Source organism: Streptomyces sp. NPDC060035, from assembly GCF_042736635.1.
GTDB lineage: Bacteria > Actinomycetota > Actinomycetes > Streptomycetales > Streptomycetaceae > Streptomyces.
This window is the reverse complement of record NZ_JBHWVO010000003.1, coordinates 279,798-306,353: the sequence shown is the minus strand read 5'-3', so window position 1 is coordinate 306,353 and position 26,556 is coordinate 279,798. Positions and strand designations below refer to the sequence as shown.

The window sequence follows — 26,556 nt, the reverse complement described above, 5'->3', positions numbered from 1 at the left end:
GCCGTGCCGCCGTACAACGCGCGCGGCGAGGAGAACAGGGCCGAGCGGCACCGTGCCGTGCTCGTCGGGGTGGAGTCCTACACCGGTAACCGGAACGACCTGCCGGCCGTCCGGCACAGCCTTCGCCTCATGGCCGAGGCCCTGACCGCCGAGGGCACCGGGGTACTGGATCCGGCGGATCTCGTCATCGTTCCGGAAGCCGGGGAGCCGGACGGTTCCGGGGCCGTCGATCCGCTTCACGTGCGTGCGGCGCTCAGCGCTGCCCGCGACGAGGTGACCGGCCTGCTGATCGTCTACTTCGCCGGGCACGGCATCGTGCGCCCCGACGGCAGCGACCTCAACCTGATGTTCACCGACTCGCGTGTCACGCGGGACCCGCGCCACCCCTTCGTGGACACCCTGTCCTGGCGGGACGACGTCATGCCCGAGCTGCGCAACGCCCGCGCCGACTGGGTGGTCGTCATTCTCGACTGCTGCTTCGCGGGCAACGCGCTCTCCTCCTTCGCCCCTTCCGTCGGGCAGAACTTCGCCCTGCTCACCGCCGCCGAGCCGGGCGTGGAGATCCCACCCGGCGACCCGGCCGCCGGTACGGAGTTCACCGCAGCCCTGCACCGGCTGTTGACCGGGTCCACCGCCGGGCCGGAACCGGCGACGTTCACCAGGATCGTCACGGGGATACGCGAGGCGATGGCACCGCTCAAAGCCGTCGACGGGCACCCGTGGATTCCGGAGGAGCGGCGGCACGGCGACGATGTGGTGCTCGCCCTGACGGGAGACACGGCACCGCCCCCGGCGTCTTCCCCGCCGCCTCGGCCGCGGCCGACGGATCCGGCGGTTCTGCCGGAGCCCCGGATGCGGCGACTGCCCTCACCTGCTGTCGTGGGCCGTTGGCTCCTGGCGCAGCAACGCCGTATGACCCGCGCAACCACCCTCGTCCTCGCGGGCGTCGTCGTCCTCGCCGGGGCGGGCGCCTGGCTCCTCCCAGGCCTTCTGCCCGGCGGGCCCACCTCCTGTGCGCCGCCCCTGGAACTGCGCGTTCTCGCCGACCCCGACATCAGTCCCACCATCCAGAGGGCCGCCGACGCCTATCCGAAGCGGCAGCGGGACGGGGACGCCGACTGCCGGGCCGTCAGCATCAGCGTGTACGACGCCAAGGCCACGGACGCCGTGGCTGCCTTCCGGTCCTCCTCGCTCTGGCAGGAGCCGCCCGCCGCCTGCCCCACGTCGGGCGACTGCCTGCGGCCCCAACGGGACCTCGGCGCCCAGCCCGACATCTGGATTCCGGCCGCCGGGAGTGCGTGGCAGCGGGCGACGGACACAGGGGAGAACGGCGCCGCCGGAGGCATCGCTGCCGCCTCCGCCTCGGCGGCGGTGGCCGGCTCCGACGAGGGTGCCGGGGACAGTGTCGTGACGCTGGAGCCGCTCGGACCCCTCGCGTTCACCCCGATGGTCCTCGCCGTGCCGTACACCATGCCGCTCGCGAAAGCCGTGCAGACCGGCACCCCGCTCGGCTCGATCATCTCCGCGCTGCTGGAGGGACGGGAGGCGCAGGAGGAGCCGGTCGCCGTCCTGCGGCCCGACCCGGAGGGCACGGACGGGGCCCTGCTGTCGACCGGGGCCCTGTATGCGTCCGAGGGCTCCGGACCCGCATCCGTCATCGAGCAGGGCATGGCCCAGGCACTCAGCCCGATGCCCTCCACGGCCAGGGAGCTGATGTGTGCCCTGGCCGATGCTTCCCTCAACGACCTGGAGGAAAGGGCCGCCGTCCTCGTACCCGAGCAGACCATGGCGCAGTTCAACCTGCGCCCCAAGGACCCCGGCCACCAGTCCTGCGCGACGGACACCCTGGACGGCCGCACCGCCCAGTACCCCTCGGACGTACCGGTCCTGGATCTGCCGTTCCTCCGGGTCACCTGGGACGACGCGGGCCGGGACGCCGGGGCGCGCAGGGCTGCGGTGACGGACTTCCACGACTGGCTGGTCACGGACCCCGACGCGAAGAAGCTGTTCACCGACGACGGATTCCGCGGCGTCGGCGAGGACGGGAAACCCGCCGCGCCCGCCGAGGGCTCGCCGCTCATGGCGGACGCCAACGAGGAAGCCGTACGGGAGCAGCTCCCGCCGGCCGACGCGAGCACGGTCACGGCCGCCTCGCTGAGCGACACCCTGCGCCGCTACCGGGAGGCCCTCGGGCCGGGACGGGTCCTGTACCTCCTGGACAACTCGACCTCGATGGCGGACAAACGGGTCTGGGACGGCACAGGGCGGGCCAAGGAGCTGGTGACCCGTTCGATGGGCTCTCTGGGCACCAAGGACACGTACGGCGTGTGGACACTGGCCGTGAAGAAGGGGAGGACGGCCACGGACGTGGTGCCGTTCGGGCCGAACACCGGGGGCAACGGGCAGCGGGACAGCGCACAACGGGCCGTTGCCGCAGCCGGAACCGCCGACATCGACGCCCGCATCGTGGACGGGCTGCGCGACGCACTCACCACACTGCGCGGAGGATCCACCAAGGACGAACAGCCGCGGCTCCTCGTCCTGGTCACCGACGACGAGGACTCCACGGACATCAGGAAGAAGGAGCTGGGTCAGCTGCTCGCAGACGCTCACCAGGGGTTGCGGGTAAGGATCGTGGCGGTCTCGCTGCAGAACGGCGGCTGCTCGGCCGGCCGGTTCGGCGAGCAGATCGCCGGGGCGACCGGCGGGCGCTGCCTGGACCCGGCGGACGACATTCCGACCGAGTTGGCAGCCGAGGTCGCCAAGACCGGCACGGGGGACGCGACATGACAAGCCGTCACGTCCGGCGTTCCCGTGTCCGCGCAGCCGCCGCGGTCACCTGTCTGTTCGCCCTCGCCTGCGCAGCCTGTACGGGCGGCCCCGACGACACGCCTTCGCCCGACATGAAGAGCGAGGCCGCGGAGGGGCCCGTCGTCGTCGCCAGCGGGCTCGACGTCACGGGGTCGGGGGGCGTGCGGCAGCAGCTCATAGAGGAGTGGAACCGCAGCCACGCCAAGAACAAGGCCCAGCAGGCCAAGCTCGTCGAACTGCCCGGCGGCGCCGACCAGCAGCGCAGCCAGCTTCTCGGTGCGCTCCAGTCCGGCAGCGCCCGCTACGACGTGGTGAATCTCGACATCACCTGGATCCCCGAATTCGCCGAGGCCGGACTCATCAGCCCGATGCCCGGCACCGGCGACGGCGGCGGCGACGACGGTACCGACGACATCGATCTCGACTTCATCAAGCGGGTCCACGCGACGACGGTCTGGAAGGGCCGCTCCTACGCCCGGCCGTTCAACACGGACGTCGGTCTCCTCTACTACCGCCCCGATCTGCTGACGGCCGCGGGAATCCAGACCGGCCGGCAGCCCACCGCCGCCTGGACCTGGGACGACCTCTACGCCTCCGTGGGCACCCTCGCGCTCAGCCCGGACCGCACGGACGACCGCGCGGGCTGGACCACCCAGCTGAAGCAGTACGAGGGGCTGACCGCCAACGCCATCGAGGCGTTCGCCAGCGTGGGCGTCGAGCTCGCCGACAGCGAAGGTCGCTACACGTCCGGCCCCGAGAAGCTGAAGAAGGGGCTCGACGAACTGCTCGACCGCGCCCGCCTCGGCCGGATCCAGCCCGCCGCCCTCTCCTCGGACGAGACGGCGGCGCTCACCGACTTCGCCGCGGGACGCGCCGTGTTCCTGCGCCACTGGCCCTACGTGTACGGGGCTTTGAAGGCGCTGCTGCCATCGAACGCGTACTCGGTGAACCGGCTGCCGGGTGTCTCCGTACTCGGGGGGCAGAACCTCGCCGTCACCGCGGACTCGCCCCGCGCCGACAACGCCCGCGCGCTCGTCACGTTCCTGACCTCGAGGGAGAGCGAGCGCTGCCTGCTCGACGCGGGCTTCGCCGCGACCCGGGCCTCCGCGTACACCGACGGCTCCCGATGGCCCTGCTGGCCCGCCGTGGCCGCGGCACTGCGGCCCGCCGGGGACTCGCCCAAGGCGGCGGGTACCGCCGATCCGCCGCCGTCCGGGGCGCCCTCTCCGTCGGGAGAGGGTGCCTCGGGGGAACAGGGGGTGTCGGCGCGGGCCGCGTACACACGGACCCTGAGCGCGGCGCTGAACGAGGCGGTGCAGCGCCCGCGCACCCCGTACTACGGGGCGTTCACTCACGTACTGCAGTCCCGTGTGCACGCACTGCTGGCCGCCAAGTCGCCGGACAGCACCGCGGCGGCCGTCAAGCTGGACGCCGAGCTGCGGGACGCCTTCGCCGGCAGGTGAGCATCCCCCCGGGGCGTGCTACGCGGTTCCGTGGCACTCCCGGTACGTACGCCCGGAGCCGCACCAGCACGCCGCACTGCGCGCCGGGGGCCACGGTACGGCGCGGCCGCGGGCCGCGAGGGTGGTGGCGTACTGGGGGAGCAGGTCCGGGTCGGACGGGGAGGCGGCCTCCGATGCGGCGAACGCCTCGTACGAGGGGACCGTACCCGTGACAATGCCGAGATTCGGTGTGCCCGCGGCGTACAGATCCCGCAATGCGGCTTCCAGGCGGGCCAGATGGTCGGCGTGACCGAGGTACTCCTGGGTCAACTCCGGGTACGCGGTGAGAAGTTCACGCAGCTCGTCCTCGGGCCAGTGCAGCACCGCGACGGGGAACGGGCGGGACAGCGCCGTGCGGTAGATGCCCAGCTCGGAGCGGAGGCGGTTGATCTCCGCCCTCAGCTCGCCCGGGTCCGAGGAACCCAGGGCCCACAGGCGCTTCGGGTCGTGGAGTTCGTCGAGCGGCACGGCGGCCGTGTGGAGCGCGTCGGCCAGCTCGTCCCACGCATCGTGACCGGACCCCATCAGCCTGCGCACGCGATGGCGTCCGGTCAGCAGCGACTGGGTGGCGTACGGCACCTCCTCGCCCGGCGACAGCAGGAGCGTCAGCCCGGCCGAGAAGGAGTCGTGGGCCGACTCCAGCTCGTCATGTGCCTCGAGGGTCTCCGCGACGATCTCCCATGCCGCCGCGTCGAGCGGGCCCGCGGCACGGATGCCGTCGATGATCGCGCGGGCCTCCGCCTCGTGGCCGTACTCCCAGAGATTGGCCGCTTTGAGTGCTTTGACCAGATGCGGGTTCTCGATGGTGGTATCGGAGGCCGCGAGCAGCTCGTCGTAGAGAGTGGCGGCGCGGGCGCGATCACCGGCGAGCTCGAGATGGGCCGCGGCCTGGAGGAACAGAGGCTCGTGGTCCTCGGGATACTGCGCCGCGGTGCGCAGCAGGCGCTCGGCTTCGGTGGTGTGGTCGGCAGGCGTGTCGGGGCGCATGAACCACACCGTACTGCGGTACGGGGGCCGGGTGAGAGAGCAACGGATGGAGCCGTGGTGGAGGCCACAGTGCGGGGTGGGTTCCGGTGAATCCGGTGGGTCGCGCCGCGCTCGTCCCCGTCGGCCTCCTCGGCCGTCGGAGGCCGATCGTGAGGCGGATCGTGAGGCCGGTCCTTGGGCCGATCGTGTATAACGGGCTGAAGGACATGTAGGACCTGCAGGACAGACCGGGCCAGGCGCGCACGCGTCGCACGAGGTGGAGGAGAGGGGCCGATGAACGACATGAACCGTGTGCGTCGCGGAGTCGCCCGCCTGCTCCGGCCCGCCGCCTTCCTCGTCCTGTTCCTCACCGAGGTCCTGCTCGCCGAAGGCGGCAGCCTCTCCGCCGCGGTCGCGCTCGCCGCCACCGCGGCAGCCGGATCGGCGCTCCTCGTCTGCTCCGTCATCAGCGCACGCTGCGCCGCCCCCGTGCCCCGCACCCGGGTGCGCACCGCGATGCGCGACCGCGCGAAGCGCACCGCGTTCCTGCCTCAACGGGATCCCGACGCCAGGGGGCGCACCAGGCCCCGAGCGCCCGGGCCCGCCCTCCTGACGGCCGCGTAGGGACCAGCTCCTCTTCGTACTCCCCACGCGGGTCGTCCTGCCGAGTTCCACTCTTCCCGGCACGACGAGACCCCCGGAGGGCTCACCCATGTCCGCTTTCATGTCCGCCTTCGCGAGCCTGGTCGGCGCGCTCGCCGATCTGCTCCAGCCGTTCTTCCAGACCGCGTCCACCGCCGCCGCGATCGTCCTGTTCACCGCCCTCGTACGGCTGGCCGTGCACCCCCTGTCGCGGGCCGCGGCGCGTGGGCAGAAGGCCCGCACCAAGCTCCAGCCGCAGATCACCGAACTGCGCAAGAAGCACGCGAAGAACCCCGAGCGGATGCAGAAGGCGCTCATGGAGCTGCACGCGAAGGAGAAGGTCTCGCCGCTGTCCGGCTGCCTGCCCAGCCTGCTCCAGATGCCGGCCTTCTTCCTGCTCTACCACCTCTTCTCCAGCCAGAGGATCGGCGGCGACCCGAACTCCCTGCTCGGCCACGAGCTCTTCGGCGCACCCCTCGGCGAACGCTGGCACAACGCGCTCGCCGACGGCGGTCCCTTCGGTGCGCAGGGGCTGGTCTACCTCGCGCTCTTCGTGATCGTCGCCGTGGTCGCCACGTTCAACTACGGCCGTACGAAGCGCCAGATGGCGGCGAATCCGGTGACGCCCGCGGCCGGCCCCGACGGGCAGCCGATGCCGGGCATGGGAGCGATGACGAAGGTGATGCCGCTGATGTCGTTCCTGACGCTCTTCTCCGTGGCCTTCGTGCCGCTGGCCGCGGCGCTGTACATCGTCACCAGCACGACCTGGACCGCGATCGAGCGGGCGTATCTCTACCGGGACACCCCGGCCACGGAGGCCGCGCTGGCCCCTGCGATCTGAGCAGCGGGTCCAGTGTGTGAACAGGGTCTTGCGGGGTGATCCGATGTCTTGGAGGATCAGCCAAGCCCATCGTCGGCCGCAACCCATCGACGGGCTCGATCGCGACCAAGGGGAGATGGACCGTTGAAGCTTCTTCGAGTGGGTACGGCGGGGGCGGAACGCCCCGCACTGCTTGACCGTGACGGCACCCTGCGTGACCTGTCCGGGCTCGTCACCGACATCGACGGTGAGCTGCTCGCCGACACGTCGGCGCTGGCCCGGGTACGGGAGGCGGCGGCGACGCCCGACGTGCTGCCGCCGCTCGATGCGGACGGGCTGCGGATCGGGCCGCCGGTCGCCCGGATCGGCAAGATCGTGTGCATCGGGCTGAACTACCACGACCATGCCGCCGAGACGGGCGCGGCGATCCCGGGCGAGCCGATCCTGTTCTTCAAGGCTCCGGACACGGTGGTCGGGCCCGAGGACACCGTGCTCGTGCCGCGCGGCAGCCGCAAGACCGACTGGGAGGTCGAGCTCGCGGTGGTGATCGGCCGCACCGCCCGCTATCTGGACTCCGCCGAGGAGGCGCTCGGGCATGTCGCGGGGTACGCGACGGCGCACGACGTCTCGGAGCGCGAGTTCCAGATCGAGCGCGGCGGTACCTGGGACAAGGGCAAGAACTGCGAGACGTTCAACCCGCTGGGGCCGTGGCTCGTGACGGCGGACGAGGTGCCGGACCCGCAGGCGCTGTCGCTGAAGCTGTGGGTCAACGGGGAGCTGAAGCAGGACGGCACGACGGCCGACCAGATCTTCCCGGTGGGAGAGGTCGTGCGCTACCTCAGCCACTTCATGACGCTGTACCCGGGGGACGTGATCAACACGGGCACGCCGGCAGGGGTGGCGATGGGCCGGCCGGAGCCGAAGCCGTACCTGCGGGCGGGGGATGTCGTGGAGCTCGAGGTGGGGGGACTGGGGCGGCAGCGGCAGTCCCTGAAGGACGCGTAGGTCCGGGGCGGGGCAGGTGCCGGGGGTCGGGTTGCCGGGCCCGTCCGGCTGACGCTCTCTCCTCGATCGCCGGAGACGGGCCCGGTGCGGTCGGCCCGGGATGAGGGCGGGCGCCCCCGTGCGGGACGGGCGCCTTGCCCTCGATCGCCGGGCGGGCCTTTTGCGTCAGGCCGGGCGGGCTTGTGCGTCAGGCCGGGCGGCGGGTGGCGAACTGTTCGAGGGCCTCGACCACCAGCGCGTGGTCCTCGGCCTGGGGCAGGCCCGAGACCGTGACCGTGCCGATCACGCCCGCGCCCTCGACCGAGATCGGGAACGAGCCGCCGTGGGCCGCGTACGTGTCCGGGTCCAGGCGGGAGGACTCCTCGAAGGTGGTGCCCTTCGCCCGGAACCGGGTGCCCACCAGGTAGGAGCTCTCCCCGTACCGCTCCACGACCTTGCGCTTGCGGTCGATCCAGGCGTCGTTGTCCGCGCTCGAACCGGGCAGCGCGGCATGGAACAGCTGCTGCGCACCGCGCCGGATGTCGATCGCGACCGGGGCATGCCGGTCGCGGGCCAGCGCGACGAGGAGGCCGCCCAGTGCGTAGGCGTCGTCGTAGCTGAAATACGGCAGCGTCAGACGCCGCTCCTGTGCGATGAGCTCGGAGATGGTCGGAGCGCTGGGGTTCATGCGCGCTGCTCCTCGTCGTGGTGGGGAAGAAGGGTGACCGAGACGCCCTCGCGGGCCGAGCGGCGCGCGGCCTCCAGGACGTCCAGCGCGGCGGCGGCCTGCAGGGCGGTCACCGGGTTCTCACCGGTGCCGCGCAGGGCTGCCGCGACGGCCGCGTAGTACGCGGGGTAGTCGCCCGGGAGCGTACGGACCGGCTTGCCGCCTCCGGTCAGCGGCGACTCACCGGCGCCGAGCCGGCCCCACAGCTCCTCGGGCTCCTCGCCCCAGGGCTCGCCCGCCGACGGGCGGACACCGTCGCGCAGGGCGGCCTCCTGCGGGTCCAGGCCGTGCTTCACATAGCCGGCCTTCGAGCCGAGCACCCGGAAGCGCGGGCCGAGCTGGGCCGTCGTGGCACTGGCGTACAGATGCGAGCGGACCCCGTTCGCGTGCGTGATCGCGAGGAACGTGTCGTCGTCGGCCGCCGCACCGGCCCGGCGTACGTCGGACTCCGCGTACACCTGCACGGCGGGCCCGAACAGGGTGAGCGCCTGGTCGACGACGTGGCTGCCCAGGTCGAACAGCAGCCCGCCGATCTCCTCCGGGTCGCCCGACTCACGCCAGCCGCCCTTCAGCTCCGGACGCCACCGCTCGAAACGGGACTCGAAGCGCAGTACGTCGCCGAGCTCACCGTCCTCGATCAGCTGCGCGAGCGTGCGGAAGTCGTTGTCCCAGCGACGGTTCTGGAAGACCGAGAGCAGCAGCCCCCGGCCCTCGGCCAGGGCGGCCAGCTCGCGGGCCTCGGCGGCCGTACCGGCGAGGGGCTTGTCCACGACCACGGACAGGCCGGCCTCGAGCGCGGCGGTCGCGATCGGGACATGGGTCCTGTTCGGGGAGGCGATCACGATGAGGTCCAGCTCGTCCGCGCGGGAGAGGAGCTCGTCGGGCGAGGCCGCGAACCGCACACCGGGGAACTCGGCGCGGGCCTGCGCCTGCCGCTCCTCGTTCGACGTGACGACCGTGTCGAGGACGAGGCCCTCGGTCGCGGCGATCAGCGGGGCGTGGAAGACGGAGCCCGCCAGGCCGTAGCCGACGAGTCCGACGCGGAGAGGAGCGTTGGCAGTCATGCAATCCACTTAAGCAACGCTGTTGCCAAAGTGCAAGCTATGAGGACAATGGTCGTGTGAACAGGAGCAACACCAGGGGCGGCGGCGGGGCGAACCTGCCGACCCTGCGCCACCACAACGCGTCGCTCGTGCTCGACCTGCTGCGCGGGGCCGGCGAGCGCGGGATCAGCCGGCTGGAGCTCGCCGAGCGCACCGGACTCACCCCGCAGGCCGTCAGCAAGATCACCGGCCGCCTGCGGACGGAAGGACTGGCGGCCGAAGCCGGTCATCTCGCCTCCACGGGCGGCAAGCCCCGAACGGTGCTGCGGCTGGTCCCGGACGCGGGGTACGCCGTCGGGCTCCACCTGGACCGTGACGAACTGACGGCCGTCCTGGTCGACCTGTCCGGCACCCCGGTCGGCACCCGGACCACCCCTCTCGACCTCGGCGCCCCGGCGGCCGACGTCGTCGCGACCGCGGCCCATGCGGTGGAGACGGTACGGGCAGGGGCGCCCCGGACCGAGGACCGGCCGGTCTTCGGCGTGGGAGTCGCCATGCCCGGCCCCCTGGACCACCGGGCCGGGGTGCTGCACCGCGTCACCGGGTTCCCGCAGTGGGACGGCTACCCGCTGCGGGACGCGCTCGAAGAGCGGACCGGGCTGCCCGTCGTCGTCGACAAGGACACCAACGCCGCCGCCCTCGGCCTCGCCCTGCGCGAAGGCGGCGAGGCCGACTTCGCGTATCTGCACCTGGGTACCGGGCTCGGCGCCGGGCTCGTCCTCGGCGGGACGGTGCACCGCGGAGCCCGTACCGGCGCCGGAGAGTTCGGCCACCAGACCCTCCAGCTGGACGGCCCCCCGTGCGGCTGCGGCGGGCGCGGCTGCATCGAGGCGCTCTGCCTGGCCGCTGTGGCCCGAGGCGACATCGCGGAGGCGGCCCGGGTCCTCGGGGCGGGCGCCGCCAACCTCGTCGGGCTGCTCGACATCGACCGGGTGGTCCTCGGCGGCCGGACCGTCGCCGCCGACGAGGACGCGTACGTACGAGGGGTGCGCACCGTGATCGAGGAGCGCGCCCGGCGCGACGGCATCGGCACCCCCGTGCCGGTCACGGTCGCCGGTGGCGGCGACCGCCCCGTCGCCGAGGGGGCCGCCCAACTGGTCCTGGCCCCGGTCTTCGGCCGGGTGGGCGAGGGCGACGAACGGGGCTGAACGCGTGCGGGGCGGGGCCGGTCGAGGGGTTTGTGAACCCCGAACGGGCGGTTTCGCCCCTCCGGCGGTGGCATCCCCCTGCGCGCGCGTGGCAGCGTCGCGCCCACAGTCGGTGGCCTTCCGCCCCGACCGTTCGCGAGCAGCAAAGGGTGTCCCCCTATGCCCCCCAAACCCCCTGCACGACTGCGCGACGGCCGTGCCCTCACCAGCCTCGGGCTCGCAGCGGGCCTCGCCGTCCCCGTCGGCATCCTCGGAGGTCCGGCCGCGATCGCCGTCCCGGTCACGGCCCCTCCGGCGGTACCACCCGCGGCCGTCGGTTTCCTCGATGCCGGGCAGCCCGTCTGCGGCAATCCGGCCGGCGAGGACTTCCCCATCGGCACCAGGATCCACGGCGGCCCGGACACCTATGCGTCCGGCGGCGGTTACGGGACCTGGTATCTCGACCTGACCAACACCACCACCGAGTCCTGCGACTCCATCCACCCCGTCCTGGTCCTCACCGACGAGGACCGGACACTGACCCCCGAGCAGATCCAGCTGGCGTTCACCGAGCGGGCGCACCCCGACGCGGAACACCGGGTCACCTGGGAGTCGACCGACCGGGACGAACAGATCGGTGTCTTCGGCAGCGGCGAGCAGGACGACGCCTTCCCCGGCTTCACGGTCCCCGCCAGGAAGACCCTCACCGTCGAGGTCCGGATGGCGTTCACCTCCGACACCCGGCCGGGCCGGGTCACGGCGAACGCGGCCATCGTCCAGCGGCGCTCCGCGAAGGACGCACAGAAACAGGCGGGCGGGACGGCCGACGGCGACTGGGTGGGGGAGTCGGCCGACTACCCCTTCGTCATCGTCGAGGGCGGCATCGACGGGGGGAGGGACACCGGCACCACCGACACCGACAGTGGCACCGACACCGACACCGACAGTGGCACGGGAACCGACAGCGGTACAGGAACGGACAGCGACACGGGAACCGACAGCGGTACAGGAACCGATAGCGGCACCGGAAAGGACAGCGGCACAGGTACCGACAGCGGCACAGGAACGGACAGCGGCACAGGTACCGACAGCGGCACCGGAAAGGACAGCGGTACAGGTACCGACAGCGGCACAGGAACGGACAGCGGCACAGGAACGGACACCCCGCGGCGCGACGCTGCGGGCAACCCCCTGCCCGAACTTGCCCGCACCGGCCAGGAGGCCGCACCCCGGGCCGGACTCCTGGCCGGGGCGCTTCTCCTCGGTGGGGCCGCCGCACTGATCCACGCCCGACGCCTGCGCCGCGGCCACCGCTGAGCCCCACGACGGGTTTTCCCTGATCAACCGGTTCCGTCCAGTCGAACGGGCAGCCTAAAATCGGGACGTCGGCGCTGCACAACGCGGTGCCGCCGGCGTCCAGCACCTCGAGTGCACAGCGCGTACGGCAGGAGCCCTTCACATGGCAGAGCGCAAGCCGATCGAATCCTGGCTGACCGACATGGACGGTGTCCTCATCCACGAGGGAACACCGATCCCCGGGGCCGACGCCTTCATCAAGCGGCTGCGGGAGTCCGGACTGCCGTTCCTGGTTCTCACCAACAACTCCATCTACACGGCCCGCGACCTGCACGCCCGCCTCAAGCGCATGGGCCTGGACGTGCCCGTGGAGAACATCTGGACCTCGGCCCTGGCCACCGCCCAGTTCCTGGACGACCAGCGGCCGCAGGGCACGGCGTACGTCATCGGCGAGGCGGGGCTCACCACCGCGCTGCACGACATCGGCTACGTCCTCACCGACCACGAGCCCGACTACGTGGTGCTCGGCGAGACGCGTACGTACAGCTTCGAGGCGCTCACCAAGGCGATCCGGCTGATCAACGGTGGTGCCCGCTTCATCTGCACCAACCCGGACGAGACCGGCCCGTCCGCCGAGGGCCCGCTGCCCGCGACCGGCTCCGTCGCCGCGCTGATCACCAAGGCCACCGGCAAGGCCCCGTACTTCGCGGGCAAGCCCAACCCGCTCATGATGCGGACCGGCCTGAACGCCATCGGCGCCCACTCCGAGACCTCCGCGATGATCGGTGACCGGATGGACACCGACGTGCTCGCCGGTCTCGAGGCCGGAATGCAGACGTTCCTGGTTCTCACCGGGCTCACCACGCACGCCGACATGGACCGCTACCCGTTCCGGCCGTCCACCGTCGTCGACTCGATCGCGGACCTGGTCGACCTCGTCGATCTGCCCGTGGCGTAACCGTCAGGGGCCTCTCACCCGCGTCCGCCGCGCCGGCCGATTCCGAACCCGAGGACCACAAGGGATCGGGATCGGTCTCGCCCCGTCCGGGCGGCGTTTCGAGGGGCAGAGAGTGTCTTCAGCTTTCGCCGGCGATCGCACGGGACATATAGACGGCGTCCGGTCCGTATCCGGCCGGCAGGGCGATCTCGGGATGAGGGCGGTACCCGTGTGTGGACCAGAAGCCGGTGGTCCCGCCGACGGCGACCAGGGAGATCTGCTCGTACCGAAAGGATCTGGCGGTGTCGGTAAGGTGCCGCAGCATGCGTCTCGCCCAGCCGCGGCCGCGGAACTCGTCGCCGATGACGATGTCGTGCAGGTGCAGGTTCGACGAACTGAAGACGGTGTCCTCGGGGCGGTCCGGATCGGGGAACCGGAACTGCGGGTAGGGAAGGGCGAGCAGGTATCCGCCGATACGTTCGCCGGCGTCCATGACGAACGAGGTCGCCGGGGAGCTCCGGCCACGGGACTCGAGCACGGCGCGGCTCTCGGAGAGCCCGCTTGCCGTGTAGGCGTTCGCCTCCAGCGCTGCGATGGTGCTCCAGTCGTCGGCGTCTATCGGCCGGACCCGCTCCGCTCGGACGGTCACGCAGGGCAGCGGGGCGTAGCCGTTGAAGCCGCGCGTGGTGTAACTCATGGCGTAGGCACCGGCGGACCGGATCCACACGGGATCCCCCGAGGCGAGATCGTCCGGCACGGGTACCGGAGAGCCGCCGAATACGTCGTCGCTGTCGCAGGTCGGGCCGGCGACGACCGCAGGAAGGCTCCGACTGCCGGTACGGGTGGGAAATGCCAGGGGGTAGCCGATCTGGTCACCCTCGTACAGCCCGTTGAACCGGCCGCAACTCAGGTAGAGCCACCTCTGTTGGCGCACGGTCAGCCGCACGACGTGAGCGCGAATCGTGCCGTGGTCCGCGACGAGATGCCGCCCCGGTTCCACGAGGAAGGTGAGCCGGCTGCGTGACGCGTCCCGCAGCCGCCGCATACCGGAGCGGATGGTGGCGAAGATCTCCGCGGTCGGCGGCGTCAGCGGCTTGCCGTCACGGGTGAGATAGCCGTGGCCGGGCAGTCCGCCGCCGAGGTTGATGTGATCGAGGCGGATGCCCCGCGATTCGAGCTCCGGCAGGAGGTCGGCGAGATCGTCCAAGGCCAGCTGCCACCCCCGGACGGTCATCTGTTGTGACCCGACATGGATGGACAACCCTGCCGGGACGAGCCCGTGGTGGCGTGCCTCGTCCAGGACACCGACCGGGTCGTTGCTGCCGCACTTGTCGGCGAGTCCCCACAGCGCACCGTAGCCACTCGTCGCCAGGCGACAGAACACCCTGGAACCAGGGGCGTGCCGGGCTATCGCCCGCACATCCTCGACGCAGTCGGTGGCGAACGTGGTGACGCCCAGTCGGCGGGCAGCGGTGATATCCGCATCGGACTTGACCGTGTTGCCGTAATGCACGTCGTGGGGGGCGACCCCGGTCCGTAAGGCCTGCCGGATTTCGCCGGGGCTGGCCGCGTCGAAGCCGGCGCCTCGGTCGGCCAGGCAGGTAAGCACCTCGTGCACCGGGCAGGCCTTCATGGCGAATCGCACGGTGACGCCCGGCAGTTCGCTGCGCAGGGTGTCCAACTGGTTCTCGATGCCGGTCAGGTCATAGAGGAGCTGATCCTGGTCGGCGCCGTCGAGTGCGGCCCGTACGTGTGCCGGCTCAGACATGGTGGATACCCGTGATGCGTGCGGCCTCGACCAGCGGCGCCCATATGCCGATGAGCAGCGCATAGTCGTCGATGTCCCGGCGGGCCTCGATGAGCAGACTCTCCCGACGGTCCCGGATCCGGTCCGCGACGCCCATGAACCGGCCGCCGAGCTTTCGGTACGCCCGTTCCATGTCGTCGATCCTGGCTTCGTTGGGCTCCAGGTCCTGCCGGGCGCTCTCGCGGACAAGTGCAGCGATCACGGCCGGATCGTCATTGGTCATGCGCTGGTAGATGAAGTGGAAGTAGTACATGGACAGAATGAATTTCGCGAACCGCATCTGGTAGGCCAGAAATCCGGCGTCGGTCTTGCGTTCCAGGGTGTGGAAATTTACGATATGCCGGTTGTGCAGAACTCCCGGCAGCCGGGCTTTGTCCGCCACGTGGATGAGGAAGTAGTCGCTGCCTATGGTGTCCGTAGCCGGCGGTAGCGGAATCGTCTCGTGCAGCCCGTGAAAGCTGATGTTGTGCATGTCCACCCGCATCGGATCGACCACGGAAAGCGCGGACCAGTCGCCCGTGAATGGGTCCGCACCGGTGAACGACTCCTCAACCAGGGCGCGTTTCTCCTGTTCCGAGGTGCCGTCGGCGGCCCAGAGGCTCACCAGGTCGAAATACGCTTCGTGGCCGCGGATCTCACCGAGGTCGACCGACATCTCGCCGACGAACGACGCGCCGACCATGGCCACCGTGGCGTCTCGCAACGACGGATCCAGCCAGTTCTCGACGGTTACGGCTTGGTGCGCCGGTTTGCCGAGGGACAGCAGCTCCGCGTGGATCGGAAAGACTTTCTCCCCGTCATGGGTCTGAAAAAAGCTGTCCGAGTCGCGGCGGTGCACCGAATCGCATCCCAGCGCGGCTGCTATCAGGAAGGCGCGGTTGGTGCAGGCACCGTACGAGAGGCCTTGCGGGAGCATCAGATCGGCCACGACGTCGGGCCCGGCGACACCGGCGCGCCGGATCACCCGCTGCAGGAACGTGCGCTGGGCCGACTCGTCCAGGTGCCAGACGTGGTCCGCCCGACTCAGCGCGCGGGCATGGGCCGCGAAGTCCGAAGACGAATCGAGAACCAGCAGGTACACCTCGACGTCGAAGTGTTCTGCGGCGTAGGCGGCCTCTGCGACGACTTCCGCGAGCGTGGCGGCGCACTCCCGGTTCGTCGGCACGGTCAGGCAGACACGGCGCACGTCCGCACCTCCCGCCGCGATATCGGGCACAGCAGCGGGAGCTGCGTGGGGGCGGCACCGAGGTTAGGACTGGGGGAAGGAAAGATCGACAAGTGGTCACTCACCCGTATCACTCCTGCGTTGCATTCTGCACAGTATCTTTCGGCACGCGACCGGTGCGACACGGTTACGCGCTACTGATAAGCCTTCTCTATCGGTGCAGAGAGGTTCCTTCCGTGAAGATCACCGAATATCCGGAATCGCTGGATGCTGAGCGGTGCACAGTCCCTACGGCGTCGGTGCGAACCGTACCGGTGGGTACGGCGACGGATCCGACCGGCAGATCGGGAGTGAGTGGACCGCAGAGGCCGGCACCGGCCGCCCGCCGAACTCCTGCCGCCCGCAGCTGTTCCACAGTCGCGGAGATCCACGGACTCCCGTACCTCAGGAAGCGGACAAGGGTGTTTTTCCCGTCATAGGGGAACGACCGGCGGGCCGGAGTTGGTTATCGAATGAGCGGAGTTCCGGTACGTGGCCGAGTGCAGCGTCAAATAGGGAACCCGACATCGTCAACGCGCAGGTTTCGTCGCTCCACCTCTTCTCCCCTCTGAGGGGGGAGAATGCCCCGGTCAGCAAGCAGGCTCAGGAGAATAGCAAAGGATTCCACGACCGTGTGGTCTTCTGTTGAGATCTGAACGTATTCGTTCACTTCGGATGGCGTCACCCGACGGGGCTCGGCAAGGCGTTCGCCGCGTACCACTCGATCGTCTTCAGCAGGCCCTCGCGCAGGTTGACCTCGGGCTTCCAGCCCAGGATCTCCTGCGCGCGAGTGATGTCCGGCCTGCGCTGAGTCGGGTCGTCGACCGGCAGTTCCGAATACACGAGGTTCACCTCGGTGCGGGTCAGGTCGCCGACGATCCGCGCCAGTTCCAGCACGGTGATCTCCTGCTGGTTGCCAAGGTTCACCGGGCCGAACTCGCCCCTCAGATCGGCCAGCGCCAGGATGCCGCGGACCAGGTCGCCGACGTAGCAGAAGCTGCGGGTCTGCGAGCCCGTGCCGTACAAGGTCAACGGCCTGCCGCTCAACGCCTGGTGCACGAAGTTCGACACCACGCGGCCATCGGTCGGGTGCAGTCGTGGGCCGTAGGTGTTGAAGATGCGCACGACGCCGACATCGAGCAGGCCCAGGCGGTGGTACGCGCCGAGCAACGCCTCCGCGTAACGCTTCGACTCGTCGTACACGCTGCGCGGGCCGATCGGGTTGACGTTGCCCCAGTACTTCTCGGGCTGCGGATGCACCAGCGGCTCACCGTAGACCTCGCTGGTCGACGCCTGGATCAGACGCGCGCCCTTCGCGAGGGCCATCTCGGCGACATTGCGCATGCCTGTCGCGCCGACATCGAGGGTCTCCAGAGGGCGCTCGAGGAACTTCTGTGGCGACGCCGGGCTCGCGAAGTTCAGCACCAGGTCGACCTGGCCGTCAACGGTCCATTCACCGCATATGTCGGCCTCGATGAACTCGAAGCGAGGCTCGTCCTGCAGCCGCGTGATGTTGTCCATGAACCCGGAGGACAGGTCGTCCACGACCACGACCGACCAACCACGGCCGAGTACCGCATCCACCAAATGCGATCCGATGAAACCCGCACCACCGGTGATGACGACGCGCATGACACACCAACCCCTATCCCAGGAACGAAAGTTGCGAACGGGTGAAACTGACGTCGAGGACCGCGCCGAGCGGTCCGGACGTGTACGGGCCCTCCGGTGACCGGCTGACCGGGGTGTTGAACCGGAGCAGGCCGGAGACATCTGCCGACGTGCTACCGGCCGAATGCCGAGGTAGGTGAGGGGCTCTGCCGTGATCCGCCGGCTCCGGCGTCCTGCCCCTCACTCCGCAACCGGCGTGCGGTGCGGGGTTGTCGGGCGAGCTGGTGCCTGGCGAGGATCCGGGTGCGTTCCCCCGCGGTGGGCCGCCGGAAGTACAGGAGCTCATGGGGCGTGTCGATGCACTGCACCGCGCCGGACAGCTCGGCGTGCGTGCTGTCGTCGATCACCAGGAGGTCTGTGGTGGCGGCCATGGACGACAGGCGGTCCCGCACGGTGGTGACGTTCCCGTCGTCCGCTTCGAGCAGGTGGTACGAGATGGGCCGCGGCAGCCGCCCCGCCAGCGCCCGCGCGGCGTACTCGAAGCGTTGCATGCAGTGCTCCCAAGGCAGTTCCGGACGCCCGAGGACGGACTGGATCACGACCTCCGGAGCGTTGGCGTGCTTGTCCGAGAAGCGCCGCAGGTTGCGGCGCCATTCGGCGAACATCCGGGTGGTCACCCGCTGGGCACGCTGGTGGTAGACGACGGCGGCGGGGTTGTAGGCGAATGCCAGGCCCCGCCGATGCAGGCGGTAGCCGAGTTCCGTGTCCTCGAGCCCCCAACCGCGGAAGGACTCGTCGAAGCCGCCGACGGCCAGGAGGTGCTCACGGCGGACCGAGGCGTTGCAGCTGTAGAGGTGGTGCCAGCGTGTCGCCAGGTTGTTCAGGTTGGCGGAGAAGCAGGCGTACACCGCCTCGCGGCTGTCCTCCGCGACGACCGGAGGCAGCGCCTGCATGGTGAAGCTGCGGGCGAGGACGTCCCGGTCGAGCGGGCCCTCGGCCAGTTCGTCGCGTCGGCCGACGACTACCAGATCCGGGCTGAGTTCGTGATAGCGGACGTGCTCGGCCACCAGACCGGGGGTGATGAGCTGGTCGGCGTCGATCATCAGGACGACGTCCCCCGTCGCCCGCTCGACGCAGGCGTTGCGGGCCCTGCTCCGGCCCGACGCCGCCGTGCGGGGAAGAGTGACCCAGCGCAGGTCGAACCGTGCCCGGAACGACGCCAGCATCTCGGCCGTGCCGTCGTCGGAGCCGTCGTCCACGATGACGACCTCGTACGAGTGCGGCGGTGCAAGCTGCGTGTGCCCAAGGGTGAGAAGGCAGAGCTCGAGCGCCTGCTGTGAGTTGTAGGCAGGAATGATGACGCTGATCTTCATCGGGCTCTCCAGGAGGCGGCATGGCTGTCAGGCCATGGCAGGACAGCCCCCGTCGACGTGAAGGACGCTGCCCGGGGTGGCGTAGGACTGCGGCGACAGCAGCGTCGCGCACGCCGTGACGACCGGGCGGGCGTCGGTGGGATCCCGTCCAGGTCCACCACGGGTGCCGACTCGGGCGGGCGTGCACCGATCCGGCCCACCGGCGCCGGCCGGCCGTACGCGGTGAGCACGGTCCGGGCACCCCGCAGCTGTTCCTCCCGGGCGACGGCGTACGCGATCGACCAGGGCGTGACGACCCCGGTGATCAGCAGCTGCCGCCCGGGCGGCAGTCCCCCGTCAGTCATCGGCGGGCTCGGTGCCGGGCGGCGTGAACGGACGCGCGGCCACCGTCAGAATGTGGTCGATCGACGTGCGGGGCAGGTCCAGCTGCACGAGCCGGCGCTCGAGCTCCCTGGTGAGCTCGCGCGCGGTCCGGCGGGCGTGCGGCGTCTCCTTCGTTTCCCGCTGTTCGATGTGGACAGCGAGCGGCGCACAGTGCTCCAGGACGTCCATCACCTCGTCGTGGTATCCCTCGCGCAGGCCCTGGCGCAGTGCGTGCATGCCGTAGCTGACATGCCGGGACTCGTCGCGCGCCATGGCGATGAAGCCGGCCTGCAGGCCCGGCAGGACCTGCCGGTGCCGCAACCCCTTGATCAGGTTGCGTTGCGCGTTGAGCGCGAGCACGCCCTCGGTGATGAGGTGGAAATGGGTCACCGCCCGCACCCAGCGGCCGTAGTCGGACGGTTTCTCGGAAAGCTCCCGGATGAGGTCCGCCTCCACGACGCTGAGCTCCCGGTGGGCCGCCGTCATCTCGGCCCAGATGAGCGGCAGCATGGACCGCAGATCAGGCTCCATGCCCAGCAGATCGACGGCTGTCTTGGCGAGCAGGACCGTGTGCCGGGACTCGTCGGCGACCTGGGTGCCCAGGTAGATCAGGCTCTGCTCGTCGGGACAGCCGCCCAGGATGGGCCCGAGCAGATCCAGGCCGGTGTACTCGCCCACCACGAACGTGTTGACGAGTTCCCGGATCTTGTCCCGGAACATCGGCGGCAGTGCCTCGAACTCCTCGCGGTCGGCCGCGAGCGGAACGGCCTCGGCCTCCCACTGCTGGGTCTCCCAGCGGCGGTACAGGGCCATGGGCCCGAGCCGCTGGCCGAAGACCGACTCGGCGTGGTTTGCGACCTCGCCGAGCGGCACCTCCGGCAGGCGGCTCAGGTCGGCCGAGTCCATGAGAAGGGTGCTCCATCGGCTGCTCATCGGACGATTTCCTCTCGTACGGTGAACTGCTGCGGCAGCTCAGCGGTGTTGACAAGGTCGGCGCCGGGGACGAGGACGAACTCGCCGTCGGCGGCGGGAACGAAACCGGCCCGTACGAAGACGTCCTGGGCGGCATGGTTGCGATCGGTACGCACGACGCGTCCCGTGACGGTCGTTCCGGCGGTGCGCCGGTTCAGGCACGTGGCCAGGAATCCCGGCCCGACGTCGAGGCCGATGACGCGGCAGCTGACCGCCAGCGCCACGACCGCCGCGTCATCGACCAGGCAGGCACCGACCGTCCCGTACTCGGCGAAGCGGTCGGTCACCGCCATCAGGTACAGCTCGGCGCCGTCGGCGATCGTCCTGGCGAGCTCAGCCTCGGTGGTGCGCCACGCCGTGGTGGTGAACTGGTTGGTGCGATTGAGCAGTTCGACGGCGCGCGGCAGATCGTCCGGGTCGGCGTGCCGGACCGTGACGGAGACATCGAGTTCGCGGAGGAAGTCGTCGCCGCTCTCCTCGATCAGCTCGGCCCGGCGCAGCATCGCCCGCGTCGTCTCGGTGCGATGCAGCGACTCGTCTGTGGCGGTGGCTGCTTCGAGGCCGGGCTCGGTCAGCAGGAACTCGCGGAACTGCGACACGGCCAGCTCCGGTACCCGTACGCCCGGCAGATGCCGCCGGACCTCGGCCCGTTCCACCGGGTTGTCGTCCAGGAAGAGCGTGGCGGACGGTGCCACGCCCAGGCGCGTACAGATGTCGGCGATGTTGACCGACTTCGCCTCCCAGTTGATCCGGTGGATCACGAAGTCGTCGGGGGTCAGTACCTGACCCGAGGGCGCCGACTCCCAGGCTTGCAAGGTCGCGGTCCCGGTGCCCTTGCTGCACGTGGCCAGCAGGACCCCGCGGTGGCGCAGGACCCGAAGCGCCTGGTGCAACCCGAGATGGATCCAGCGGCTGGTGGCATCGCCCTGCACCCAGGAAAACCCGTCGTCGGCGGCGATGCCCGGCCACAGGGTGTTGTCGAGGTCCACGACCACGCACTTGATCCGGTTCAGGCCATGATGGGCCAGATAGCCCGCGACGTACTCCTCGGCCAAGACGTCGCCGAGGGCCGCGAGTTGGTTGGGTTCCTCCACCGCCGGATCGGGGCGACCGCCGTGATGGCCGAAGGGGAACATCAGGTCGTCGAAGAGGTGTGCGGCACCGTGCCGCGCGGTGATCCGTTCCTCGTCCAGCACGAACAGCGACGGATACCGGCGCACCTGCTCGTCCACGTGCCGGTTGAGCTCGGCCACGATCTCGCGGTGGCTCATCTCCTGGCGGAAGTCGTAGCGTCCGAACGGTGACACGGCCAGCGGTGCCACGTTGTGCACCATGCCCAATCGCGTGCCGAGCGCCTCCGCGAACTCGGCGATCGCCGAGGTGAGTGCCCGCTTGGTGACGGCCAGCCGGCGCCGCCGCTCGGCCGCCGCGACGAAGACACCGTCGTCCCACAGGCCCGTGAGGAAGGGCTGCACCGTGGGCTGGAGCACGGCGAGATCAGGCTGGTGCCGTTCGACGAGCTCCCTCAACCGTCCTCGGACGGAAGGCCATTCGTGGGTCGGCGTGATGGCCAGCCCCCGCCGCAGGCCGGCACGTACCAGCGCGTCCGCCGCGAACTGCGCGACGCAGCCACCGATGAGCATCGTCCGGACCGGCCGCAGCCCCTGCTCGGCCGGCGCCAGGTCGGCAGCCGTGATTGCATTCGGCTGCCAGTAGGAGGCGAGCTCGCCGTCCGCGATGACATCCGGCAGGCCGGCCACCGGATCGGCCGGCCCGTCGCGATCGGTGAGAAAGCCGCGCTGGAGCAGAAAGGCGATGAACGTGGCGGCCGCGTCGCGGTGCGCCGGATCCACCGCGTCGGTCAGGTCCTGCCGGGTGCGCCGGCCGGTGGCGGCCCGCTCGCACAGGCCCACCCACTCGGCAGCGACGGTGATGCGCTGCAACTGCACCACATCGATGAGCACGTGATGATCGAATACCGGGATCAGCCGGACACTGTCGCCCAGCCGAAGTGGTATGTCCCCCATGATCACTCCTTCCTTGCCCGGCGTTCGCGCCGGGGATCGTCGAACGGTCCGGTCGCCCGGCTACAACGCGGTCACGTCGATCTCCTGCGTGAAGGTCACCGCCTCGGCGAGCCGGCGGTCGTGGGTGACCAGCAGGACGGTGCCCGGATAGGTCGCCAGCGCCTGCTCCAACTGCTCGATCGCCTCGATGTCGAGATGGTTCGTGGGCTCGTCGAGAATCAGGCAGTTGGACTGACGGGCCTGGAACAGCGCCAGTCCCGTCCGGGTCCGTTCCCCCGGGCTCAGCGAGTCGGCCGGGCGCAGGACCACGTCGGCGCCGACGCGGAATTTGGCCAGCAGGGTGCGCGCCTCCTCCGCAGGCTGCCCGCTCCGGCGGCGGAAGACGTCGAGCAGCGGCTCGGAACCGCGCAGCGCGGCCCTCGTCTGTTCCAGCTCGCCGACGATCACCCCGGGGCCGGCATAGCGGGTCCCCTCCACGAGCGGCAGCCGGCCCAGCAGCGCCTGGATCAGGGTGGACTTGCCGGATCCGTTCGGTCCGCTGATCCGTACGCGGTCACCGGCCGCGATCGTGAAACCGAAGGGCCCCAGCCGCACGTCCCCGCGGGCGATCACGGCATCGCGCAGGGAGAAGACGATGCGCGAGCTGAGCTCGGCGGCGGCGATGGAGAGCCGCAGCTCCCACGCCTCGCGAGGCTCCTCGACCGTCTCCATTCGCTCGGCCGCCTTCTTGGTGGCACCGGCCTTGGCGGCGACACCCTGCGCCGAGGACTTGTTCCTGTGCCGGATGAACTTGTCCTGCTCGCCCCCGCCGCCCGCGCTCCGCCGCCCGCCCGCCTCCGCCCACTCGCGCATCCGCCGGATCCGCTCCTGCATCGCCTGCTGACGAGCCGCGTACTGGGCGTAGTCATGCTCGGCACGGTCGCGGTCGTTGGCACGTTCGGCGAGGTATGCCGTCCAGCCGCCCGTGTACAGCCGCCCGGTGCGGGTGAACTCGTCGATCTCGAACACGCGCGTGGCGACCTGTTCCGCGAACGCCCGGTCGTGCGACACCGCAATGATCCCGCCGCGGAAGCCGGTGACGTACTGCTCCATCGCCGCGAGTCCCGGAGCGTCCAGATCGTTGGTGGTTTCGTCGAGCAGCAACAGGTCGACACGTATCAACAGCATCACCGCGAGACGCAGGCGCGCCTGCTGGCCGCCGGACAGGGCGTCGCCGCCCCGGGAGAGGACCGCGTCCGGGAGGCCGAGCCGCGCGCAGACCTTCTCGCACCGCTCCTCGAAATCGGCGCCACCGGCGGCCAGCCACGCGTCGAGCGTCCGGGCGTACGCGTCGTCCGCTCCCCGCTCACCGACGGCGAGGCCCTCGGCCGCCGCCTCCATCGCTGCGGCGGCGCCCGCCACGCCGGTGCGCCGGGCCAGGTATCCGGCGAGGGTCTCACCGGACACGACGTCGGTCTCCTGGGGCACGTATCCGACCGACGGCCGGATCACCTCGCCCGCGTCGGGTTCGATCTCGCCGGCCAGAACCTTGAGAAGGGTGGACTTGCCGACACCGTTCGGCCCGACGATCAGCATCCGGTCGCCCGGCCCGACGGCCAGATCGATCCCGTCCAGGACCGGCACCGGGCCGAAGGTCACGGACAGCCCGCGCACGGTGAGGAAGCCGCTCATCGCGCCACCGGGGACAGCGGCGCGTACGTTTCGTGGTTGGACTTGCCGCCCATGAAGTAGTTCACCGTCACCTGCTCGGTGCACACCACCTCGACGTTGCTCTTGAGCAGCAGATAGTTGAGCAGGGCGTCATCGCCGAGGCCGATCTTCTGCTTCCACCGGGAGAACTCCTCCGGGAACGGGATGCGTTCGAACAGTCGGCGGCGCACCATGAGCTCGTTCGTGTCGACGCGCCCGAGCAACACGCCGTTGAAGTGGATGCGGTCCCGCAGCACGTTGGATCCGGGCACGACGACGCCGGCGTCGACGAGCAGTGCGTACGACTTGGCACCGACCTCCGCGTCGTCGTTCCAGGGATCGACACCGTCGGGGATGTAGAACGGTGACCCGTCGTCGTTGAGCAGACGCCGCCACCCGTGTGCCATCTCGGCGCTCGGGGCCGCCTCCAGCGCAGCCACCAGAGAGCTGAGGTGGCCGGTGTCCCAGGTGTTGTCGTCGTCCAGGTGTGCGATCAGATCGATGTCCGTGGCGGCCGCACCGAGGTTGCGGAGCCGCGCAACCCGCGCCCACTGGTAGTCGTTCTGCACCCGCGGGTGCGACAGGGGGGTGGCGTTGATGACCGTGACGTGCGGGAACGCCCGGGTGAGCCTCGCGGTGAAACCGTCATCCGCCAGTACGGGGCAGTTGTCGCCGACGACGATGTGCCGGATCGTGACGTCGCGCTGCGCGGCGGCCGATTCCACGGCGCGCCACAACAGCTCCGGGCGGTTGCGGGTCGGGGTGACGACGACGACGTCGGGTGTGCTCATGGGAGGTCCATCTCTTCTGCAGCCCTTGCGGGCCGGGTGGTGACCTCTCGGTCCCGGTGGGTGCATTTCCAGGAGTGGGGGCCGTTCGTCGGCCGGGATGAGCGACGTCGGCACCGTCGGGCCGAGGCCGTCCGATCGGCTTCCGGGACACGCTCCGCAGAGGGCCGGCCGAAAATCTTCCGGCACAGCAGGACATCGAGGCGACCCTCGGGCGCCCGGTCCGGTACGGAAGTCCGGCCGACCTGCCGGGAACTCATGCGTGCCGCCCGCCTGACGGCACCGCGGCACCCAGCCGGTCCGCCAGGACTGCGGCCAGGCGGCGGGACAGCGCCATGGTGGTCAGCGAAGGATTCGCCGCGCCGATCCGCGGGAACGTCGCCGGACCACCCGCGTACAGGCCGGGGATCCGGGCGAATTCATGGTTCTCGGTCAGCACGCCGCCCAGGGGCAGCGTCCCACCGTCGTGGTCCTCGGCACCCAGCGCACTGGACCATGTCTGGGGCCGGCCGACCGGGTACTTCTCGCGGTTGCGCGGCAGCACGGCGACGTTGGTGGCCAGCGGTTCGTCGTACGCGCCGAACGACAGGTCGTCGTCGAGGCCGAAGGCTGCGGCGACGACCGACCACACGTCGGTGAGCACCTCCCGTTGCGCGGCGAGGACCGCCCGGCCGTCCGCCGATACGCTCGCGTGCACCCGCGTGGGCCACGGAAAGCCGTCCGACGGCAGGCAGGCGACGTAGCTGTCCGGGTCGGGCGGCAACTCGCCGTTGATCTTCACGTCCAGTACGAGCTCCTCCCGCGATTCCCGCCACAGGGACACAAAGAGGTTGCACCGCGCCTCGGGGACCGGCACGTAGTAGGAGCCGGGCCGGAGCGGCAGGGGCCGAGGCGCCGAGCGGGAGTCGATGCGCACGAAGAACCCCTGGGCGAGGTGATCGGCGAGGCCGCCCAGCCGCGGTTCGGCACCTGTCTGCGAGCTCAGAGCCTGAATCGCGAGTCGGCTGTTCTCCACCGTGCCGGCACACAGGACGACCGCATCGGCAGCCACATCCGTCAGCTGCCCGGTGCGCGCGTCGGCGACCACCACGCCGGCCGCCCGGCCGTCGCGGAACAACACGTGCCGCACCTGGCTGTCGACCAGGAAGCGCACGGACCCCGGCACTTCACCGACGGCGCCGGTATCCGGGTCGCGCCAGTGATCGAGCGGCGAGTACGCCGACCAGCGACCCGGCAACTCCGGGTGTGTACGGGAGGCGCGGGGTGTTGCGCGCAATGCGTATCCGCCCAGGTGCCGGACCGGACCGGGGGACTCAACCGTCCCGTCCGACCAGGTGAGCCCGAGCTCGGTGGTCACCCGTTCGTAGAGCGACGGGCCGCCGTGCCAGGACGAGACGAGGTCTTCGACGACCGCCGCGGGCCAGTGGTCGAGATCCAGCGCCCATGACTCGAGGGGCAGGGTGACGCCGTACCAGTAGAGGGACCGGCCGCCGACCCGCGCGCGGATGCCGGCGTTGCCGGAGAAGTGCGGGGGACTGCCGGACTCCCAGGGGCGCTGGTGGTACGGGTCCTGCCCGGGATCGAGCCATAGGTCGACGGCGGTGTTCGGGTCGTGGGCGACGTTGGTGTGCCGCAGATCACCGGCCGGCCCGCCCTCGATCACGAGAATGTCGTCCACGCCGTGCCCGGCGAGGTGGCGGGCCGTCTCCAGTCCGGCGAATCCGGCACCGACGATCACCACTCGGGCCCGTGACGGCGCGGGACCGGCTCCGGTCAGGCTGTTTCTCGTACGGTCAGCGGTCATGGT

General features: G+C 70.5%; 20 protein-coding genes. 8 read left to right on the top strand and 12 right to left on the bottom strand.

The annotated features are described in order from the left end of the window. The first annotated feature begins 3 nt into the window (after positions 1-3). Together ACFWBQ_RS06385 and ACFWBQ_RS06380 are read left to right on the top strand one after the other, a co-directional pair. Positions 4-2,790: a caspase family protein gene (locus tag ACFWBQ_RS06385; protein ID WP_385484721.1), complete on the top strand. Its 2,787-nt coding sequence runs from the start codon at positions 4-6 to the stop codon at positions 2,788-2,790. Continuing rightward, the gene (locus ACFWBQ_RS06380) at positions 2,787-4,274 is read left to right on the top strand and encodes an extracellular solute-binding protein (RefSeq protein ID WP_385484718.1); all 1,488 of its coding nucleotides are present in this window, start codon (positions 2,787-2,789) and stop codon (positions 4,272-4,274) included. The genes ACFWBQ_RS06385 and ACFWBQ_RS06380 overlap by 4 nt, the downstream gene beginning before the upstream one ends. 18 nt (positions 4,275-4,292) lie before the next feature. On the opposite strand, the gene ACFWBQ_RS06375 is transcribed toward ACFWBQ_RS06380, so the two are convergent. Then, positions 4,293-5,300, bottom strand: coding sequence for an SEC-C domain-containing protein (locus ACFWBQ_RS06375; protein ID WP_385484715.1), 1,008 nt, complete (start codon positions 5,298-5,300; stop codon positions 4,293-4,295). A gap of 273 nt (positions 5,301-5,573) precedes the next feature. Between ACFWBQ_RS06375 and ACFWBQ_RS06370 the strand changes: the two genes are divergently transcribed. The 3 genes from ACFWBQ_RS06370 to ACFWBQ_RS06360 all read left to right on the top strand — a co-directional run bounded on the left by ACFWBQ_RS06370 (position 5,574) and on the right by ACFWBQ_RS06360 (position 7,746). After that, positions 5,574-5,903 (top strand): DUF6412 domain-containing protein, encoded by a 330-nt coding sequence (locus ACFWBQ_RS06370; RefSeq protein ID WP_385484712.1) that lies wholly within the window; start codon positions 5,574-5,576, stop codon positions 5,901-5,903. An 88-nt stretch (positions 5,904-5,991) separates the two neighbouring features. After that, on the top strand, positions 5,992-6,762 hold the full coding sequence (locus tag ACFWBQ_RS06365; protein ID WP_385484709.1) for a YidC/Oxa1 family membrane protein insertase: 771 nt from the start codon (positions 5,992-5,994) through the stop codon (positions 6,760-6,762). Between the two features lie 123 nt (positions 6,763-6,885). Beyond that, positions 6,886-7,746, top strand: coding sequence for a fumarylacetoacetate hydrolase family protein (locus tag ACFWBQ_RS06360; protein ID WP_385484707.1), 861 nt, complete (start codon positions 6,886-6,888; stop codon positions 7,744-7,746). Between the two features lie 187 nt (positions 7,747-7,933). Here the strand turns inward: ACFWBQ_RS06360 and ACFWBQ_RS06355 are convergent, their stop codons facing one another. Together ACFWBQ_RS06355 and ACFWBQ_RS06350 are read right to left on the bottom strand one after the other, a co-directional pair. Continuing rightward, positions 7,934-8,413, bottom strand: coding sequence for a heme-degrading domain-containing protein (locus ACFWBQ_RS06355; RefSeq protein ID WP_385484704.1), 480 nt, complete (start codon positions 8,411-8,413; stop codon positions 7,934-7,936). Beyond that, positions 8,410-9,516, bottom strand: a complete 1,107-nt coding sequence (locus ACFWBQ_RS06350; RefSeq protein WP_385484701.1) for a Gfo/Idh/MocA family oxidoreductase — start codon at positions 9,514-9,516, stop codon at positions 8,410-8,412. Before ACFWBQ_RS06350 ends, ACFWBQ_RS06355 begins: the two co-directional genes overlap by 4 nt. A gap of 56 nt (positions 9,517-9,572) precedes the next feature. Between ACFWBQ_RS06350 and ACFWBQ_RS06345 the strand changes: the two genes are divergently transcribed. From ACFWBQ_RS06345 to ACFWBQ_RS06335, 3 genes are all read left to right on the top strand, one after another. Beyond that, positions 9,573-10,703: an ROK family protein gene (locus tag ACFWBQ_RS06345; RefSeq protein ID WP_385484699.1), complete on the top strand. Its 1,131-nt coding sequence runs from the start codon at positions 9,573-9,575 to the stop codon at positions 10,701-10,703. A gap of 159 nt (positions 10,704-10,862) precedes the next feature. After that, complete coding sequence (locus ACFWBQ_RS06340; RefSeq protein ID WP_385484696.1) at positions 10,863-11,999, top strand: peptidase; 1,137 nt, start codon at positions 10,863-10,865, stop codon at positions 11,997-11,999. Positions 12,000-12,141: 142 nt separating this feature from the next. Next, positions 12,142-12,936 (top strand): HAD-IIA family hydrolase, encoded by a 795-nt coding sequence (locus ACFWBQ_RS06335; RefSeq protein ID WP_385484693.1) that lies wholly within the window; start codon positions 12,142-12,144, stop codon positions 12,934-12,936. Between the two features lie 118 nt (positions 12,937-13,054). Here the strand turns inward: ACFWBQ_RS06335 and ACFWBQ_RS06330 are convergent, their stop codons facing one another. The 9 genes from ACFWBQ_RS06330 to ACFWBQ_RS06290 all read right to left on the bottom strand — a co-directional run bounded on the left by ACFWBQ_RS06330 (position 13,055) and on the right by ACFWBQ_RS06290 (position 26,553). Continuing rightward, the gene (locus ACFWBQ_RS06330; RefSeq protein WP_385484690.1) at positions 13,055-14,683 is read right to left on the bottom strand and encodes a GNAT family N-acetyltransferase; all 1,629 of its coding nucleotides are present in this window, start codon (positions 14,681-14,683) and stop codon (positions 13,055-13,057) included. Continuing rightward, positions 14,676-15,908, bottom strand: coding sequence for a DUF6271 family protein (locus ACFWBQ_RS06325; protein ID WP_385485021.1), 1,233 nt, complete (start codon positions 15,906-15,908; stop codon positions 14,676-14,678). Before ACFWBQ_RS06325 ends, ACFWBQ_RS06330 begins: the two co-directional genes overlap by 8 nt. Positions 15,909-16,607: 699 nt before the next feature. After that, the gene (locus tag ACFWBQ_RS06320; RefSeq protein ID WP_385484687.1) at positions 16,608-17,558 is read right to left on the bottom strand and encodes a UDP-glucuronic acid decarboxylase family protein; all 951 of its coding nucleotides are present in this window, start codon (positions 17,556-17,558) and stop codon (positions 16,608-16,610) included. A gap of 152 nt (positions 17,559-17,710) precedes the next feature. After that, entirely contained in the window at positions 17,711-18,910 is a 1,200-nt protein-coding gene (locus ACFWBQ_RS06315) for a glycosyltransferase family 2 protein (RefSeq protein WP_385484684.1), read from the bottom strand. Between the two features lie 336 nt (positions 18,911-19,246). Continuing rightward, positions 19,247-20,206 carry a ribonucleotide-diphosphate reductase subunit beta gene (locus ACFWBQ_RS06310; RefSeq protein WP_385484681.1) on the bottom strand — a complete coding sequence of 320 codons (960 nt, stop codon included), beginning with the start codon at positions 20,204-20,206 and terminating at the stop codon, positions 19,247-19,249. Beyond that, on the bottom strand, positions 20,203-22,272 hold the full coding sequence (locus tag ACFWBQ_RS06305; RefSeq protein WP_385484677.1) for an HAD-IIIC family phosphatase: 2,070 nt from the start codon (positions 22,270-22,272) through the stop codon (positions 20,203-20,205). Before ACFWBQ_RS06305 ends, ACFWBQ_RS06310 begins: the two co-directional genes overlap by 4 nt. A 60-nt stretch (positions 22,273-22,332) precedes the next feature. After that, positions 22,333-23,943 carry an ABC-F family ATP-binding cassette domain-containing protein gene (locus tag ACFWBQ_RS06300; protein ID WP_385484674.1) on the bottom strand — a complete coding sequence of 537 codons (1,611 nt, stop codon included), beginning with the start codon at positions 23,941-23,943 and terminating at the stop codon, positions 22,333-22,335. Then, the gene (locus ACFWBQ_RS06295; RefSeq protein ID WP_385484671.1) at positions 23,940-24,752 is read right to left on the bottom strand and encodes a glycosyltransferase family 2 protein; all 813 of its coding nucleotides are present in this window, start codon (positions 24,750-24,752) and stop codon (positions 23,940-23,942) included. Before ACFWBQ_RS06295 ends, ACFWBQ_RS06300 begins: the two co-directional genes overlap by 4 nt. A 253-nt stretch (positions 24,753-25,005) precedes the next feature. Beyond that, on the bottom strand, positions 25,006-26,553 hold the full coding sequence (locus tag ACFWBQ_RS06290; protein WP_385484668.1) for a GMC family oxidoreductase: 1,548 nt from the start codon (positions 26,551-26,553) through the stop codon (positions 25,006-25,008). Positions 26,554-26,556 lie beyond the last annotated feature (3 nt).